16 protein-coding genes are annotated in these 16121 nt (G+C 41.8%); 6 read left to right on the top strand and 10 right to left on the bottom strand.

All coding sequences use genetic code 11. The annotated features are described in order from the left end of the window. Positions 1 to 10: 10 nt before the first annotated feature. Positions 11 to 1552 carry a hypothetical protein gene (locus JW881_03210; protein ID MBN1696502.1) on the top strand — a complete coding sequence of 514 codons (1542 nt, stop codon included), beginning with the start codon at positions 11 to 13 and terminating at the stop codon, positions 1550 to 1552. A 77-nt stretch (positions 1553 to 1629) separates the two neighbouring features. Here JW881_03210 and JW881_03205 read toward each other — a convergent pair whose 3' ends face one another. Continuing rightward, positions 1630 to 3306 (bottom strand): hypothetical protein, encoded by a 1677-nt coding sequence (locus JW881_03205; GenBank protein ID MBN1696501.1) that lies wholly within the window; start codon positions 3304 to 3306, stop codon positions 1630 to 1632. Between the two features lie 435 nt (positions 3307 to 3741). Here JW881_03205 and JW881_03200 point away from each other — a divergent pair, with 435 nt between their 5' ends. Then, positions 3742 to 4338 carry a class I SAM-dependent methyltransferase gene (locus JW881_03200; protein ID MBN1696500.1) on the top strand — a complete coding sequence of 199 codons (597 nt, stop codon included), beginning with the start codon at positions 3742 to 3744 and terminating at the stop codon, positions 4336 to 4338. Between the two features lie 65 nt (positions 4339 to 4403). On the opposite strand, the gene JW881_03195 is transcribed toward JW881_03200, so the two are convergent. The 5 genes from JW881_03195 to JW881_03175 form a co-directional block, all read right to left on the bottom strand. Next, positions 4404 to 5558, bottom strand: coding sequence for a hypothetical protein (locus JW881_03195; GenBank protein ID MBN1696499.1), 1155 nt, complete (start codon positions 5556 to 5558; stop codon positions 4404 to 4406). 18 nt (positions 5559 to 5576) lie between these two features. Further along, a complete protein-coding gene (locus JW881_03190) occupies positions 5577 to 6818 on the bottom strand; it encodes a glycosyltransferase family 4 protein (GenBank protein ID MBN1696498.1) in 1242 nt (413 codons plus the stop codon). Then, the gene (gene wecB / locus JW881_03185; protein ID MBN1696497.1) at positions 6811 to 7866 is read right to left on the bottom strand and encodes a UDP-N-acetylglucosamine 2-epimerase (non-hydrolyzing); all 1056 of its coding nucleotides are present in this window, start codon (positions 7864 to 7866) and stop codon (positions 6811 to 6813) included. Before wecB ends, JW881_03190 begins: the two co-directional genes overlap by 8 nt. A 294-nt stretch (positions 7867 to 8160) precedes the next feature. Continuing rightward, positions 8161 to 8841: a hypothetical protein gene (locus JW881_03180; protein ID MBN1696496.1), complete on the bottom strand. Its 681-nt coding sequence runs from the start codon at positions 8839 to 8841 to the stop codon at positions 8161 to 8163. A 498-nt stretch (positions 8842 to 9339) separates the two neighbouring features. After that, complete coding sequence (locus JW881_03175; GenBank protein MBN1696495.1) at positions 9340 to 10566, bottom strand: nucleotidyltransferase family protein; 1227 nt, start codon at positions 10564 to 10566, stop codon at positions 9340 to 9342. 204 nt (positions 10567 to 10770) lie between these two features. Here JW881_03175 and JW881_03170 point away from each other — a divergent pair, with 204 nt between their 5' ends. Then, positions 10771 to 10908, top strand: a complete 138-nt coding sequence (locus JW881_03170) for a hypothetical protein (GenBank protein MBN1696494.1) — start codon at positions 10771 to 10773, stop codon at positions 10906 to 10908. 119 nt (positions 10909 to 11027) lie between these two features. Here the strand turns inward: JW881_03170 and JW881_03165 are convergent, their stop codons facing one another. From JW881_03165 to JW881_03150, 4 genes are read right to left on the bottom strand one after another with little or no spacing between them, the layout of a single operon-like run. Further along, complete coding sequence (locus JW881_03165; GenBank protein ID MBN1696493.1) at positions 11028 to 12113, bottom strand: radical SAM protein; 1086 nt, start codon at positions 12111 to 12113, stop codon at positions 11028 to 11030. After that, on the bottom strand, positions 12110 to 12400 hold the full coding sequence (locus JW881_03160) for a PqqD family protein (protein ID MBN1696492.1): 291 nt from the start codon (positions 12398 to 12400) through the stop codon (positions 12110 to 12112). Before JW881_03160 ends, JW881_03165 begins: the two co-directional genes overlap by 4 nt. Further along, on the bottom strand, positions 12401 to 13267 hold the full coding sequence (locus JW881_03155) for a hypothetical protein (GenBank protein MBN1696491.1): 867 nt from the start codon (positions 13265 to 13267) through the stop codon (positions 12401 to 12403). Continuing rightward, positions 13246 to 13413, bottom strand: a complete 168-nt coding sequence (locus tag JW881_03150) for a hypothetical protein (GenBank protein ID MBN1696490.1) — start codon at positions 13411 to 13413, stop codon at positions 13246 to 13248. Before JW881_03150 ends, JW881_03155 begins: the two co-directional genes overlap by 22 nt. 414 nt (positions 13414 to 13827) lie before the next feature. Between JW881_03150 and JW881_03145 the strand changes: the two genes are divergently transcribed. The 3 genes from JW881_03145 (at position 13828) to JW881_03135 (ending at position 16118) form a co-directional block, all read left to right on the top strand. After that, positions 13828 to 14772 (top strand): ABC transporter ATP-binding protein, encoded by a 945-nt coding sequence (locus tag JW881_03145; GenBank protein ID MBN1696489.1) that lies wholly within the window; start codon positions 13828 to 13830, stop codon positions 14770 to 14772. Further along, on the top strand, positions 14769 to 15572 hold the full coding sequence (locus tag JW881_03140; GenBank protein MBN1696488.1) for an ABC transporter permease: 804 nt from the start codon (positions 14769 to 14771) through the stop codon (positions 15570 to 15572). Before JW881_03145 ends, JW881_03140 begins: the two co-directional genes overlap by 4 nt. A gap of 273 nt (positions 15573 to 15845) precedes the next feature. Further along, positions 15846 to 16118: an acyl carrier protein gene (locus JW881_03135; GenBank protein ID MBN1696487.1), complete on the top strand. Its 273-nt coding sequence runs from the start codon at positions 15846 to 15848 to the stop codon at positions 16116 to 16118. Positions 16119 to 16121 lie beyond the last annotated feature (3 nt).

The following is a 16121-nucleotide window of genomic DNA, read 5'->3' as shown; positions in this document are numbered from 1 at the left end:
GAAGGAATAAATGGAAAATTCTAAAATTGACGGACTACACACGTTTCATTACGGGCTAATCGCGATATTGGGAATAACGTTCTGTTTTTTTATCGCATTTCCATTTGAAAACCATAATGAATCATATTTCTGGGTTGTGATTCTCGGGAAGACTAATTTTATTCAGGCGATTACCGAAAATATATTTTATCAACCCAATTTCCGCCCATTAAACAATCTTATCGTATATCTATGCTATAAAATAACCGGCGGCGGGATATATTTGCATCAACTATATAACTTTCTTCTTGCTATTATTGCCTGGTTTTTTATTGCGATGGTTGTGAAAGAAAAGAAAATATTTGCACTTTCTAGTTTATTGATTACCGGTGTTTTTTTTACAGGCTATATCTATTTGTTTCATTTGCACGGCATCAACTATAGCCCTGTTCTCCTTTTGATTGCCTGTCTTTATTATTTGTTTGAAAATCCAAAGCGCAGTCATGTCAGGACCATTGTATATGCATTTATCTTTACCTGTATCGCCTATATGGCGCACCCGTCTTCATTATTGGTATTTATAGGTTTTCTGGTCGGTTTTGGAATAGAAAACTATAAATCCTTCACATTTAAAGAATATATTTTGAGTATCGTCTTCTTGATAATAGCGGCACTTCTCATCATTTTAATCAGAGTCAGTACGAGTGTTTCGTCATTGAGTCTGAATTTATATGGTCTTTTGGTATCGTATCGTATGATAGAGATTCATCCTGTGATCTCAGTATTTTCATTACTATTAACAATTGCGACAATATTCAGTGTTAAGAGATCAACATTGCCGATTAAAATTGTCTCGGGAATATTCTTCCTGTTATTGTCAATAGTGTTTTTTATTTTCAAAGTACCGGTTATTTTTTTATGGATAGGCGTCTCTGTAATCAAAATGTTTTTAATTAAAAAATGGTCATTGTTATTTCTTATTTTATTGACATTTCCTCTTCCAATGGGGCTTTCGACAGGTTCTCCGACATATACTATTTATACGATAGCAGCCGCTACGATAGCGTTCCCTTATGGCTGGAAAACCGTGGATGATAAAATTAAATTTATCAATCAATATTCCACAATTCTCTTATACATCGTTTGCGGGATTCTTATTATACTCCTGCGAATGGGAATCAGTATTCCCCTGGTAAGCAATTTCACAAATCCTCTGTTGGCAGAAAAAGAGAAAACGCATCAGTTGAAATCCATAACTGAATGGGTGATACAATCGGATTATAAAACCTACGATATTATTTTCTATCAGGAAATGAAAGATCCGATAAATAATCCCGAAACAGCCATCGACAGGAGAAACCGTCCTCCGACAAGACAAGAATATCTTGACATGTATATGGAATGGCTTTGTGATACTTCACATATTGTTCGGGAAGCGGATATGGAAAATAAGTTTTTTATAACGTTCGGCAATGAGTATATCGATGATATGTACCTCATAAAACGTTTTCATGGAAAATTCGCCGGTGATGCATTGGTGTATTGCAAACAGAATCTTTTATCCGATATATAATCGTTTATCTTCCCATTATTTGTGCGGAAATAGATAAACATTATCAATAAAACTCGTAACCAATCCTGCGTAAAATATCACTCGGCGATATGAGCCGCAGGGATTTCACCCACTTTCCCGGAGACGTCCGGCCCGAATGGCGGCCATGACAGGCTGCCGAAAAAAGAAGGCTTTGATGTGAGATAGAGTGAATGGGGTATGATTTTCTCTGAGGTCCGGATATCCCAATTTACCGAATTGGTTATATAATTATAGTTGCCGTGTCTGAATGTCGTCAAGGAAACGAAGGGGTCTTCTGGATTACCCGTTGAAGCACCGCTAAAACAACCCATACGCCAGATTATTCTGTTATCGCTGCATTTGCACATATTGACCGTTCCTATGGCGTCCGGTTGACAAAAGACATTACCCACAAAGCTGTTGTAATAATTTAATGTTCCGATTTCGACGGCATAGATGCCTTCCGTGGCTTCCGGAGTCGTTCTGTGTCGGGTGACATAATTTCTGAAATATGTATTATGACTGCTCGATCCCCAGTAATTGTCAAGGGCGATACCGTCGACATAATTGCCTTCAAAAAGGTTCATATACGGATGGGCACCATGATTGACGATATTCTTGAAGAACCATTCCGACGGATCTTCATGAAAACTTTCACGTGCATAGTTGTACGCGATGACATTCCCGCTTCCGCCTCCTTCATGACAGATGGACGGCGAACATTTCAATATTTTATTGTTCTCGATGAGATGGTCTGAATTGGGATAAATAATAAAAATGCCGTATGAAGCACTGCCCGTATGAGTGTAGGCATCATAAAAATAACTGTCGCGGATTTCGCAGCCGTATGAATACATGAGCCGCAAATGAGCGGACGGACACATGTAACTATGAATGTTTTTCAGCCAGGAATATGCGAGTGAAGAAGCGAATATGTTATAGCTTCCGCCTGAAACTGCTTGTTCGATCGCAAGATCCTCAACGCCGACACCACTGATCATGCCTATTTCCTGTATTTCCGGATTATTTTCAGCCGTAAACCCAAAATAAAGGGGTCTGTTAATCTTCAGGGAATTTCCTAATTTTGACTCGATCCTTACAATTTGGGTCATCGCATGATTGCCCTCGCTTTCACCAATTCCACACCATTCGCATGGACGGCCCCCGCTTCCTTCCTTAAAAACAAGGCCATCGAGATTATCCTGGTACATGACGATATAATCACCTGATTCGAATGTCGCGGCATTTGAAACGGTAATCGAGGTCGAATCTCTATAAAAGCCGGAAATGATTTTAACGATCGGGCCGATACGTTGATTGCCGCTGTATAATTGTAAAATTCTTGCCGTACTATATTGTTTGATCCTTGTGTTTTCCGGACCCGCACCTCTCAACACGATGCTTCTGGAAATTGTCAATTGATTTGATATTCTGTACGTTCCGGCAGGCAGATAAACGGCGCTGCCGGGGGGGCATGCATTAATCGCTGCTTGAATTGCCGCGGTATCATCCGTCGTATCATCGCCGGCCGCGTTGTATGGTGAATCTTTTGCATTGATCGCATCGGGATAATCGGGAATATCGCCCGGTATACCGGGATACCAGTCAATACGTCTGTTGAGGGGTATGATTTTATTGTCGTCGGCCGGGATATCCGGTTCATAATAAAAACTTGTTTTATGGATATGCGGCAATGAACACGATAAAAGGACCACTAACATATAGATACTTATGAAAAATAATTGTTTATGCAAAACAACCTCCTTTTTCGGAATAATACGCTTTCCTTTTATATACCTGTCATCTCCCGGCATACTATCCCTGTCTATTACTGGTATTTTACTTTATTCATTGTCACATTTATTTAATATACGGTAATTGGTTACCTTAAACAATAGCCACATGCCATAGCAATAACCATATGCTTTTTGGCATGATTTTCACCATACTGTCATTGCATTCTCAAACCCTGCGTGTAACATTGCCAATTAACGTATAAATATATAAAAACGGGTCAATTAAACCATTGAAATATCCAAATAATCAATATCGAATTGAAAGCTTCATCTTTTATCGATAATCATGTATCTTTCCTTATAAACGATACCGGGAAAAACTCTTTGAACTAATGTCTTTTAATTGTTACTATAGGAAAGAGCAGATATAATTCCAATAATAAGGAGTCCGTTATGAAGATAAAACAAAAACAGGATGACTGGAATAATCAATATCAATCAAAGAAATGGGATTATCTCAAAGAATTATATGAACTTCCACGTTATGGTATTTTATGTTCATATATGAAATACTTTAACAGGAAGATCAAGCTGCTGGATGTCGGATGTGGTGAAGGAAAAATACTGGAATTCTGCCGCCATGATTTGATCGACCGCTATTATGGTGTCGATATATCCCGGGTGGCATTGGATAAAATAGAAGCGGTGACCCCGCACGATAAATTTATCTGTTCGACGATTGAAGAGTTTGTAACGGATGAAAAATTTGATATCATCCTGTTTAATGAAATACTCTATTATACCATAAACCCCGAAAATAATTTAAAACGATATAAGGATTTTCTGGCTGAGAAAGGCCTTTTTATCATATCGATGCATAAAAAATCCGATCCTTTCGCGTATAACAACAGGTGTATTCGCGGCGTCTGGAAAACCATGAAAACTTTGGGATGGAATATAATCGACGAAGTAACGTTATATAATACCTCGAGAAAGCTGCAATGGAAAATCTGTCTTGTCGAGCCGAAACCCCAATCGTCTCTTCAGTAAAAATATGACATCATTATGGATCTGCGCAGATCAAAAAACTGGGTTATGTCTACAGTATGGTCAAGTTATCGAAGTTTCAGTAGTAAAAATGTCAATGCCTTATACATCGTCGCCTGTCCCCAGTGTATCATTGGTATTTTTACTTTTTTGAATGGCAACATCCTGTAATAAAAATACCCTTTATTATCAAACATATTATTTATCGTCCATTCGGCTACCTTAAATGCCAGGTCGAGAGCGGATTCGTCGTGATCGGAGAAATAGCTGAGTGTATCGATTGCCTGTGAAGCACATTGTATATCGATGGGATATGCGCGGTAATTATAATATTTGGGTCTCCCGTTTTCTTCGAAAAAGGTGTTTTTATAGTATGAATAGCCGCGGACGAGGTTTTCTTCGAATTCCTTGTCGTCCGTATTGTCGATATAGCATTTCAGGCTGTCGAGGTTATAACCGGAATGAAAATTGTCGACCCAGTGATATTTCGGGTCATCGCCGTAGTACCATGCACCGTCCGGAAGCTGCCGGGAGCAGCTGTACCGCATCGCTTCTTTTGCGACGTCGAGCCAGGATGCCTCGCCCGATATCTTTGCCGTCCTCGCGAGCATTGCGGCCCCGAGCATGTTCGAGTTGTGGACGGAGATTATCTCCAAGGCGGTATAACTCAGGCATGTACCGGTATCGGTTTTTTCTCTGGGAACATTGAGGATCCAGCGGCAGACACTTTTCGCGACATCGAGATATTCGTTTTTACCGAGAAACTCGTACGCGTCAAGAAATGCCTGACCGATAATACCGCACCATACGATAATCGGTTCAAGTTTGCCGTATCGCCCGCCCCTGCTCGCGTAATTGAAATGCTTGCCCCAGCTGTATTCCTTATAACCCGGAGATTTGTTATCCATAAGCCATTGAAGGCAGAGGACGGCTTTCTTTTTAAATGCTTCATTACCGGTCTTTTTGAACCTGTTTACATACCCCCAGGCAAAATATCCACGGGCGATGGTCGAGTCCAGCGGTTTGATTCCCAACAATGGGCGAATATTAATCGGACTTTGCCGGTTGAGCTGCATTAATATTCTGTCCAATAAAAGATTTTTATATATGAGTGGTTTGAGTACGGACGACAATCCGTCAAATGGATCGTATCCTTTATACCCCCGGTCTTCCGCCCATTTTTCCGCTTTATTTATACTGTTTTCCAAAATAGCGATATTCATCGTTGTTTATACTGCCTTTCACATCGATGCACGGTGTCTGTTGATCGGATTGTCAGTCAATCCCTTATAGAATGTCTGATACCTTGCTTTTTCGGCCTGCCAATTGTATTTCGACAATATTTTCTTTGAGTTATCGATTCTTTTCATAACAACGTCCGGATTTTTATACATATAGATCATTTGTTCAGCAAGATTTTCGATATTTTCGGGTTCGAAATAAAAGATGGCGTCTTCCGGAACATATTCATGTATTGTGTAAGTTCTACTGGATAACACCGGCAGCCCCTGTGTCATGAATTCGATTATTTTTGTGGAAAAATACAGGTCCCCGAATACTCCCGCTTCGTGGGTGGAAATGCCGGCATCGACATTTGCCATGATTTCTTTCACTTTTTTGAGTTCTATCGGTTTTATATGTTTGACACGATCCGTTATGGAAAGCGCGCGTGCGAGAGACAGAATTTTTTGCAGAGAGGTGCCCATTCCAAGAAGATAAAGCCGGATACCCGGAACCGAACGTGCCGCTATCGCCAGTGCCCTGACGGCGATATCCAACCGGTAGTGATCGGTAATTGTTCCGGAATAGAGAAAGATAAAATCGTCCTTGCTGTACGGCCATTTTCTTTTTTCGGTAATAATCGGAAACATATTCAGGTCCGGGAAATTATGGGTGACCATAACGTCTTTTTCCGGGCACCCTGTTTTTTCCGCGACATTGGAAGCCATTGGATAACTGACCGTAACAAGCTGTGTCGCCAGCCTGTAACTGAACCTTTCCTGTATCGCTATGGCACGTATGACAGGATGGGATGTGTCGAGTTTGTAGGTTTGCTGGTATAATTCACTCATCGGATCGTGTATGTCCAGTATCAGTGTAGTACCGTTCCATTTGAAGGGCAAACCGGCCAGCACCAGAATATCCGGCATATTATGGATATGAATGATATCGATCTTGTTTTTCGCATTGAGCAGGAGAATTTTCAGCATTCCCAGGATTGTCATGGAAGCATATTCGAACAGGTAACGTAATGTTCCGCCGCGTTTTTTATACAGCGGCAGAAGATGAATATGGACATTTTTTACCACCTGATAGGATGGAATCCCGGAGTGTTTCAGAAAAGACAATCGACATGAAATGACATGGACCTCGTACCCGATTTCCGCAAGGCATTCCGCCTGACGGCGAACCCGCGGGTCCATGAGGTAGTATGAATGCACCAGCATGCATATGCGAATTGTCTTTTTTCTTCTTTTACCCACAGCGCTTCTCAATATCATCGATAATGTTTATATACGCTTTTCCGTCGCCGAAAATATTGCGATGTTCCCCGCGCGGTTCGAACGTCTGTACAAGATGTTCGATGTTGCTGCTGTCGGGTTTTGTCAATACTTTCCAGCCCGCCTCGGATATTTCCGGAAACCAGGACAACTCGATTAATACGATACACGGTTTTTTTAGCAAATAAGCTTCACGGCGGACCCCCCCCGAATCGGTCAGTACCTTGTCTGATCCTGCCAGAAGCTTTACGAATTCCAGATATCCCATCGGCTTGACAACTTCGATTTTCGATCGTGCAAGTCCCTCCATGAGGCCGTTTTTTCGGATCTGATTGAGTGTACGCGGATGTGCGGGAAAGATAATCCTTTTTTGGGATTGGATCAGGCCGTCGATAATTGCCCCCAGTCTTTCAGGATGCATGACATTTTCCTGCCGGTGGAGTGTGAGAACCATGTAATCGCCCCGTTGCGGAACAATATTGTGTTCTTTCAGGGTAAACATGAGTGCATCGTTCATCAGATCTCCGGTATAGACAATTCTTCCGTTATCATAATTCTCTTTTTGAAGATTTTTTATATCGTTTCTGGTGCAGCAATAAATCACTTCCGAAAGAACATCCGCAACACGCCTGTTTATTTCTTCGGGATTATACAGATTGTCACCACGTACCCCCCCCTCGACATGAAAAAAAGGAATATGGTTTTTTGTCGCTGCAACGGCTGCCGATAATGTCGAATTGACGTCCCCGTAACTTAAAACGAAATCAGGGCGTTCATCCTTTAACAACGAATCGAGACGAATAATCACATCCGCTGAAAACTGGGCGGCGGTGAGGTTTTGCACGGCAAGGTGATGATCCGGTTTCGGGAGGTGAAAACAATCAAAGAAAATTTGAGACATTTCATAATCATAATGCTGTCCCGTATGTACAAGAATTTCCCTGATTCCGCGTTTCCGGCATTCACTGTTGATCAGGAATTCTTTTACAAAATTAGGTCTTGTTCCGACAACTGAATAAAATTTAATCACTGTTATTTCCCTTTATGATAATATATTCGTACATCTTTTTTCTTCTCTCATTTCCTTTCCGCTTCGTTGACTCGATTAAGTAAAAAGGACATAGATGTTGATAAAAAAGTTTTTTTGTCATTATATTAATGACTATATACAGTAATCATTACTAAAATATACAGCAAATAATATGGAAAGCTATTGCTTTTGTCAATTGTAAATATAAAACGGTGTCAATAAAAAAAGCCGCACGTTTTCACGCATCCGAGGTATTGAGAGTTTTTACAATCCGGCGAATCCCGCCGTCATTGTTCAGTACATTTTTATAAACTCTTCGACACATTTGACGATATATTTTTTGAATTCCCTGTAAAAACCGGGAACACCCAGTTTATCTTCAACATCTCCGTTCAACCACAGGATGTCCAATCCGGATGGTGAAAGGAAAATCCTCTCGTCTTCTATTTTTATTGAGACCTCATGTAATGAATCCGTATTTTCCCTATGATCATTTTTTGTGTTTACTTTATTATTATGATTGTTCACGAAAACCTTAAAATCCCGATATGATTTTACCTTGATATTTTCAAAAACAACACGAGGTCGTTCTTTGTAATTATTGAGCCCCTTTTCCAGTAAAAGGAGTTTTTGAAGACCTTTTTCTTCGTTAAAATCGATACTTTTTAATTCAGGTTCGTATTTAATCAGCATTTCACCGATTATGGAATAATCGAGGGCCGTCGAGTAATTTATTGGAATTCTTTCTTTCTTGAGATATTTTTTAAAACTATTGACGTGTATCTGTTTATATAATTCCTTTTCTTTAATGTGGGCCAGGGCGATACATATCGCCTTTTTAGAAAAGATTACTCCGTTTACCGTGTCCTTGATGCCATTCTCGATTTCATCCAGATTATTCGAATGAATAAAATCCAGTGAAATCCCTGAATTCACTTCCGGAAAAGAAACAATGTCTTGAATTTTATCACTCATAGCAATACATACCCCCTGTCGCTTATTTATATATCGATTTCCCCTTTATTTCTTGTAGAAAACGATAAAGAATGATTATCATTGAAAACCTGAACCTGGTACTATTTGGTATGAGAGACTCAATTTTTGCTTTTTTCTTTAATTGAGGTTGTCCCGCAACCTACAATAAGGCTGTCTCACAACCTCGCTACACTGTATTTAGCTTGGTTTATTACTATACGACGCTATATAGCGTTTATTACTGTTACTCCATGAAAAATCGAGGTTGTGAGACAGCCTCAATTATATCAATTTATCGCATTATTGTTAAAATTTCAATACTTTTTTTATTAATCGGACGTCCGATTAATATATCCCCTTCTTTCATGCAGTAACCCCGTAAAAGAATTTATCCTGTTTTCTGTTTGTTTATATCTTCTTTCATTGGGATTCAATTATCCTGCCGATGATTTAAGGCCGGAGATTCTTTTACACGCTACTATTGAAAGGCGCATTTGCTTACTTTATGTGTTTGAATCTGTTAATAAACAAAAACAGCCACCGGAAAGGGAGTGCCAGATAAGCAAGATAAATCAAGGGTGACCGTCTATCGATACCGAATATTTGCTCCATTCTCAATCGCGTCGGAATAAAAAGCGGCAGAATAAAGAGGCTTTTCAATTTGTGCTGCATCTGTTTTCCCAATATAAACGGCATAAAAAAATCGTAAATTTTAATGTAAAATACAGCGCTGTCCCGTAATGTCAGAAAACACCTGAAATGGATCCTGCTTAAAAAGAGTTCCCGTTTTTTCAATGTTTTTTTAATTATTCCGATATTATCAAGTAAAGCACTCATATTTAATATACTATATGTGAATTTTAAAGCAAAAAATACATAATAATTCACTTGCAGCCGGTTCATCCTTTCATAGAAATAATCCCAATCAATGTCGTTTTCGACAATCGTTTTAATATCCAGCAATCCGCGAAGCGCAAACCGGTTTTTTTTAAGGGCCCTTTTTATCGTCACGTGGATACACATGAGTATCAATAAATCTTCTTTCGAAAGCGTATGGCAGCCCAGCAGGGAGTTGTACACCCTGTTATTCCAGAAAGAAGAAATGCCGTTTGTCAAAACATCCAGATTTTCGATGTACATTCTGTCTTTGTGAAAGAGGTTTGTATGAATCTCGCACAACAATCCGGTCTTTTCATTAAAAAAGCCAAAGTGAATATTCCAATGCAATTGTTCGAATACGTCATTCATCTCGTTTTTGTTTAATTCAATGTCACAGGTGTCTTCATTGTATGTATAGTTAATGCCGTGCAGGAGAGGGAAAATATTTTTCAGGTCGTGCTCGTGTACCAGTAGATCGAGATCTCCGATATCTCGTAATCCCCCCTGGTCGATCGACAATCCTTTAAGCAGTATAAAATCGATATCATTTTTTTTTAATACGCCCCCTATTTTTGCGAGTTCACTCATGTATATCTTTTTATTCAGTTTTGCTTCAAAAAGAGCGGCCGTAATGTATTTTTTCAGTTTTCCGCTTATTGAAGCCGGAAGCGGGATCGATAAAAGCGTGTCCGCGCACCTGGCCCTTATCTTGTTCTTCTCGAGGACAGTCAATATGTATTTCCAGTCGAGCGCGCTGGTATTGATTATATTCTCCGCTTTTCGGGTGTCATTGAGAATAAGGGCGATAACGAACAGGTCTTCCTTTTTTCGTAATACTAATGCCATTATACGGCTATTATAGTAAAAGGCTTTCTTTGCTGTCAATTATCCGGCATATCATACCGGCCCCGGATTCATCGGATTAATACGATCATCACGATTTTCTTTGAATTCAATCTGAAAAAAAACAAAAAAAAACTTGACAGAATAAAAAAAATATGTAATTATATAGTAAATTTTATACATCATGTATTGAAAAAGGGGCAAATGATGAAGAAGACATATACAAAACCGGTTATCCAGAGTGAAAAGATGGAAATAGGGGTTTTCGGCTGTTACGGACAGCAGAGCGGCCCGTTGAAATTCATCCGGCCCGCCTGGATTTGGGGAGTATGCTGTAAAGGTTGATGCGTTTTTCTCTCATACGGTTTTTTTGAAACGTTAATCTGACTTATAATTAAAAGCTGTGCAGACGTAAAAAGCTACTCACGTTATTGGGAATATAGTATTGTCGTGAAATACACTGATTAAACGTCGTTTTTTCCCTCTCTGCGCAACAGCGCTTTTTTTATTCCTTTCGAATATATACAGGCACTGGGAGAAGGCATGATGAGACTGCCCGTCTCCATATACGCTGTACCGGAACATCGCGGACATATCGCGACACGCTCGCACCGGTAACATTCTGCGATATCGGTTTCCTTCAAAGCTCTTATTTCCCTGAGAAATGGTGACGGATGAGTATGCCAGATCTCTTCCAGGCTTTGTTGGCGGATATTCCCTACCTTTTTTCTCATCAATATACATGGAAATATATCGCCGGCCGGAGAAATCCCCGCGACCGTACTTCCCGCCCGGCAGGTAAGCTGCGGCTTTTTCAGCGACTCCCCGCTATGAAGCGGCGCGAAATCGAGCAATGACGGGTCCAGGGTTTCAATGACATCCGCATCCAGTCCGAAGGATTGGGGGGTTCTGTCTCCGTTCTCACGCGGCGTCAGGGAAAGACTTGCGGAAAACCGGACACCCCATTCTTCAGCCAGATTCCGCATTTCCTCGATTTCACGGACATTCTGCCGCATAATCGTCGCTTTGAGCGCTATCATGAAATCGGCATGCTTCAACAATTTTACCGCCCGCTTTAAACGGTTGAATGCCCCCTCATGATTCATGATGGCATCATGTGTTTCAGGCCGCGAGCCAAGAAGCGATAACTCTATTTTTTTAATACGGTTCCGTTCCAGTAATGTCACTTCGGGCTTTTGGATCAATATGCCCGTCGTAAGGATGGTAACAAAGAAGCGGTGACGTGAAGCTTTGGCCAGTATTTCCGGAAAATCATCGCGTAAAAAGGGTTCTCCCCCGCTTAACGCGAGTTCGATCGTTCCCTCTTTTGCGAGTTGATCGAATACATCCTCAATTTCATCCGGTTCGAGTTCATCCCGGCGGTTTTTCAGGAGAAAACAGTGGATACAGCGGGAGACACAGCGGTGCGTCACTTCAACGAGAACGGAAAAAATACGGTTTTCCCTTTGATATCGTTTATTCAGCTGCGCGTGGAGACTCTCTTCAATCCGTTTTATATCGGCGGGATCATCCGCACCCGGCATATTCATTCTTTGTCCGTATCGCGAAAAGAGATGAGGTTCTTTTTTTCGCATTCATCAAAAAACTCGGCGATATCATCCTTTGCCTGCTCGGCCGTTACCTCATACTCATGGCAAAGTTTATCACGTATATCGCCGACAGTCGTTTTCCCATCGATACACTTCCAGAGGAACGCGGCGGAACCCTCGAGGTTGTGAATCTCCAGGGTCTCCTCCGATAGAATGACGATATCATCACCAATCTCTCTGACGGTAAGCTGACTATTTGTGACCGGTATCATTTCGAATATATCCATTTATATGACTCCGTTTTTTTTTGTCATGGTATCGATTTCAGCCCAGAATCCCGCGTCTTTGCGGAATTCGAGTATATAAACGGGCGTTTTTTCCGCGATCTCCGATGCGTCATCGAGCATACGCTCATGTGTTTCCCCCGTGATTTCATCTTCAAGGCCAGTTATGGGGACGATCTCATGGAAAATGGTCTTCACCGCCGTACTCTTTCTGATTTCCGTAACGGCATGTTTATGTGATTGTCTGAGAATAAACAGTGAGCTTAACGGCGCTTTTCCTTCAACCTTGGATGTGAAATAGCCGTTAAAAGGGGTGCTGTGCAGTACCGGTATCTTTCCGTCAAGATCGATCATCGTTATTTCATCGTTCAGGACGGAATACGTTTTGCTCAATCCTGCGATCGTCGTCTTCCCGCTTTCTGATTTTCCCACAAAGAGATAGCCGCGATCGTCCCTGATCACGCCGCAGGAATGAATCAGAAGGTTGTGTCCTGCCGTTCTTTTTACCGCCGAGTAAAAGGCCTGGTACATAAGCTGTTCGAAAAGGCGGGTCCTGAGGGAACTCGTCAGCGCATAATGAACGTTTATTTTTCCTTTTCCCGTAGCCGCATCGAAGAATCCGGAGGCGGAGTGCCCCGTAATGGTGAAGTGATTGCCGGATACCGATTTTTCAGTAAAAAGGGACTCCGGTATCCCGATATTCTCCTCCCCCGCCGTAATTTCGAGTTCTATTTCAATCCCCTGACCGCTTTCGTCTTTTGCATTAAAATAACGCCGCAGGTCCTTTGCATAATCTTCCGTCGGGCATTGAAGATGGATTATTATTTCTCCGATCCGTATGCTGCATCTCAGGGATGAATGAATATCCATTTTATCAATTCCTTTCCATAACTGACGACCGCCGCCGATAGTGAAAGAATTAGTTTTTTTACGGCAATCGTTCTCTCGTCTTTTCGATTGTTTCCATATTCATGTACGCTGCCGTCCCGTTTGACGACATGAATTACTTTACCCACAATCTGATCCGTTTTGATGAAACAACCTTTTTTACTGAAATCTCCTTTTTGAAAAAAGATTTGGATTATTCCGATTGAAAACCGCAAGAGTAACCTGTGCGCAATTAACTGATTGCCTTTCTTGAATATGATAATATCACCAATATGACAATTGTTCCATAAGGCACGCATAATTTTTACCCTGTCGCCGGGACAGATTAAAGGACACATGCTCCCGGTAAGGACGGGGAGGTCTATTTCCGTTCCGGGCTCGAGTTCGCCGGTTAAAAGTTTCATCCACTGTTCTGCAGAATAATGACTCATCTGTTCCCGATTCGTTTGTTTACTGCGCAAAAAGCACTTCTACAGGTTCAATCATAATTCATTTGTTCCTCCTATTGCAAATGGAGTTTCTCTGATATATGCTTGTGCATTGTGAATACAAACATTATCGTCATGAATGATGTGGTTAAAATATACCGGACACCCTCGCTTCTGCCATGGAAAAAGTCTAAAAAGACAAAGGCGTTGGACGGTGTAAGCTTTGCCTGCCCGCAAGGTAACATCACCTGTCTCCTGGGTCCGAACGGGGCGGGCAAGACAACAATTATCGAGATCATCGCGGGGCTTGTCACGCCGGATCATGGGACCATGACGATTCCGGGAGCCTATAAAGGCCGCATCGGCCTTGCAACGCCGAATGACCGCTCTTTTTACTGGCGATTGACGGGCCGGCAAAATCTCGATTTTTTCGCTTCATTGTATGGCCTCAAGGGGCGAATCCGTAAAAAGCGGGTTGAGGAGGTACTCGCAGAGATCGGACTCGCGGAAGAAGGGGACAAACCCTTCAGACATTACTCTGCCGGGATGAAGCAAAAACTCATTCTGGGCAGAGCGATTCTGGGCGAGCCGCATGTTCTGCTTCTTGATGAACCAACGACACACATTGATCCGGTGACAAAGAAATCGATTCATGATCTCATCATCCGCAATTTCATTCAAAAGATGGGAGCAACCGTCCTTCTTTGTACCCATGATGTTCTCGAAGCCCAGACCCTTTCCGATCGACTTATAATACTTGACAAAGGCAGGGTGATCGCCCGGGGAAGCCTGGATGAAATACGAAAAACGATGAACCCGCTTCTCCATGTGGAAATCAAATGTATCGGAATGCCCCGTATGACGTGGAAAGACCGCTTCCCGTCCCTCTCCGTCACGCAGGATGAACACCGCATATGTTTCCGGATCGGGGATGAACGCGGGATACCCGCCGTACTCAGGGCGATTATCGAACACGGGGGCGAGGTATATAATTGTAATGTGCAGGAGGATTCACTTTTCGATATCATTCTTCGATTGACGGAAGGAGAGAAACGGTGATGAAATTATTAGCCTTTATCAAAAAGGATTTTCTGATTTCCCTGAGTTACCGGTTTTACATCATTCTCCGTTTCGGCTTTATGATTGCGACCCTCTTCATGTTTTATTTCATCGGGCAAACATTCGGTAATACGCTTTCTCCCTATCTCGAGGCCTACGGCGGGTCGTATTTCCCTTATGTATTGGTCGGCATGGCTGTATCGAGTTTCGTCTTTGTCGGTCTATCCTCCCTTTCCTCCGATGTCAGGGATGCCCAGGTGAAAGGGACCCTCGAAGCCCTCCTGAGTACCCCGACATCGATTTATACGGTTCTCATCGGCAACTCGATGTGGTCGTTTGTCACCTCGTTTCTCGGCTCGGTACTGATGCTTGCGGGGGGTATGATTTTTCTCGGTATCACCATTATCGTTTCACAGCTTTTTATCACCCTCGTCATTCTTATGCTCACCTTTATTGCGTTTCTTACGGTCGGCATGCTTTCCGCCGCATTTATCATGATTTTCAAGCAGGGCAATCCGATCGATATCCTCTTCGGCTCATCGAGCTACTTTCTGGGAGGGATTTTTTTCCCCAGGGAAGTCCTCCCTGAACCTCTCAGGGTTATCGGCAATATACTCCCCATCACACATTCGATTCGCGCGCTTCGGGATCTCCTCCTTGCACGGGTCGATCCGGTTGAAATCATATTCCCGCTTGTCAATCTCGTTATATTTATTATTATCATGGGGCCGATCAGCCTCCTGTTCTTCCGGTATGCGGTGAAGAGGGCAAAGAAAGACGGCAGTCTTATTCAGTATTAGCCTCAGAAGAGGAAGACAAAGAAACCTGCCGAAAACAGGAAACGGCAATATCAATAAACAAGCTTTGTTCTGATTCCTGTGACACCGTTTATATCATGCCGGTTTCGTTTTCCCGCTTTTGCCTGTAAAAATAAAGAGAGAGTGTCGGCCGGATTATTGACAACATACCAAAAGAATAAGTAGTATATTGTATGTGGGGTTACTGTGACATAGTATGCAGGTGATTAACCATGAAACAATATCAACGAAAGTTTAATGCTGATCGGAGTGCGAGTGGAAGCAAAAAAGGAAGAAATAAAGAGAAAAGTGAAAGATTTTATTATTACCACTTTTCTGTTCGGAGATACATCCTTTCAGATTGAAGATGATATATCGTTTATGGAAAATGGAATTATCGATTCAACGGGAATTCTCGAAGTGATCGAGTTTATTGAAAGTAATTTTGGCGTTAAAATCGAAGATACCGAATTGCTTCCTGAAAATCTCGATTCCCTTGACAATATCGCGGCATTTCTAATCCGAAAAAACAGTCAGCATAGCGATTAAAAC

The organism is Spirochaetales bacterium (genome assembly GCA_016930085.1).
GTDB lineage: Bacteria > Spirochaetota > Spirochaetia > SZUA-6 > JAFGRV01 > JAFGHO01.
The sequence above is the reverse complement of the archived record's forward strand: the minus strand, read 5'-3'. Positions and strand labels throughout refer to the sequence as shown.

What these genes read in the sequence shown, in the direction of transcription:
- JW881_03170 (MBN1696494.1), top strand. Translation starts at nt 10,771, where the DNA reads ATGAAGAAGACATATACAAAACCGGTTATCCAGAGTGAAAAGATGGAA.
- JW881_03210 (MBN1696502.1), top strand. Translation starts at nt 11, where the DNA reads ATGGAAAATTCTAAAATTGACGGACTACACACGTTTCATTACGGGCTA.
- JW881_03155 (MBN1696491.1), bottom strand. Translation starts at nt 13,267, where the DNA reads ATGGATATTCATTCATCCCTGAGATGCAGCATACGGATCGGAGAAATA.
- JW881_03200 (MBN1696500.1), top strand. Translation starts at nt 3,742, where the DNA reads ATGAAGATAAAACAAAAACAGGATGACTGGAATAATCAATATCAATCA.
- JW881_03180 (MBN1696496.1), bottom strand. Translation starts at nt 8,841, where the DNA reads ATGAGTGATAAAATTCAAGACATTGTTTCTTTTCCGGAAGTGAATTCA.
- JW881_03165 (MBN1696493.1), bottom strand. Translation starts at nt 12,113, where the DNA reads ATGAATATGCCGGGTGCGGATGATCCCGCCGATATAAAACGGATTGAA.
- JW881_03195 (MBN1696499.1), bottom strand. Translation starts at nt 5,558, where the DNA reads ATGAATATCGCTATTTTGGAAAACAGTATAAATAAAGCGGAAAAATGG.
- JW881_03175 (MBN1696495.1), bottom strand. Translation starts at nt 10,566, where the DNA reads ATGGCATTAGTATTACGAAAAAAGGAAGACCTGTTCGTTATCGCCCTT.
- JW881_03160 (MBN1696492.1), bottom strand. Translation starts at nt 12,400, where the DNA reads ATGGATATATTCGAAATGATACCGGTCACAAATAGTCAGCTTACCGTC.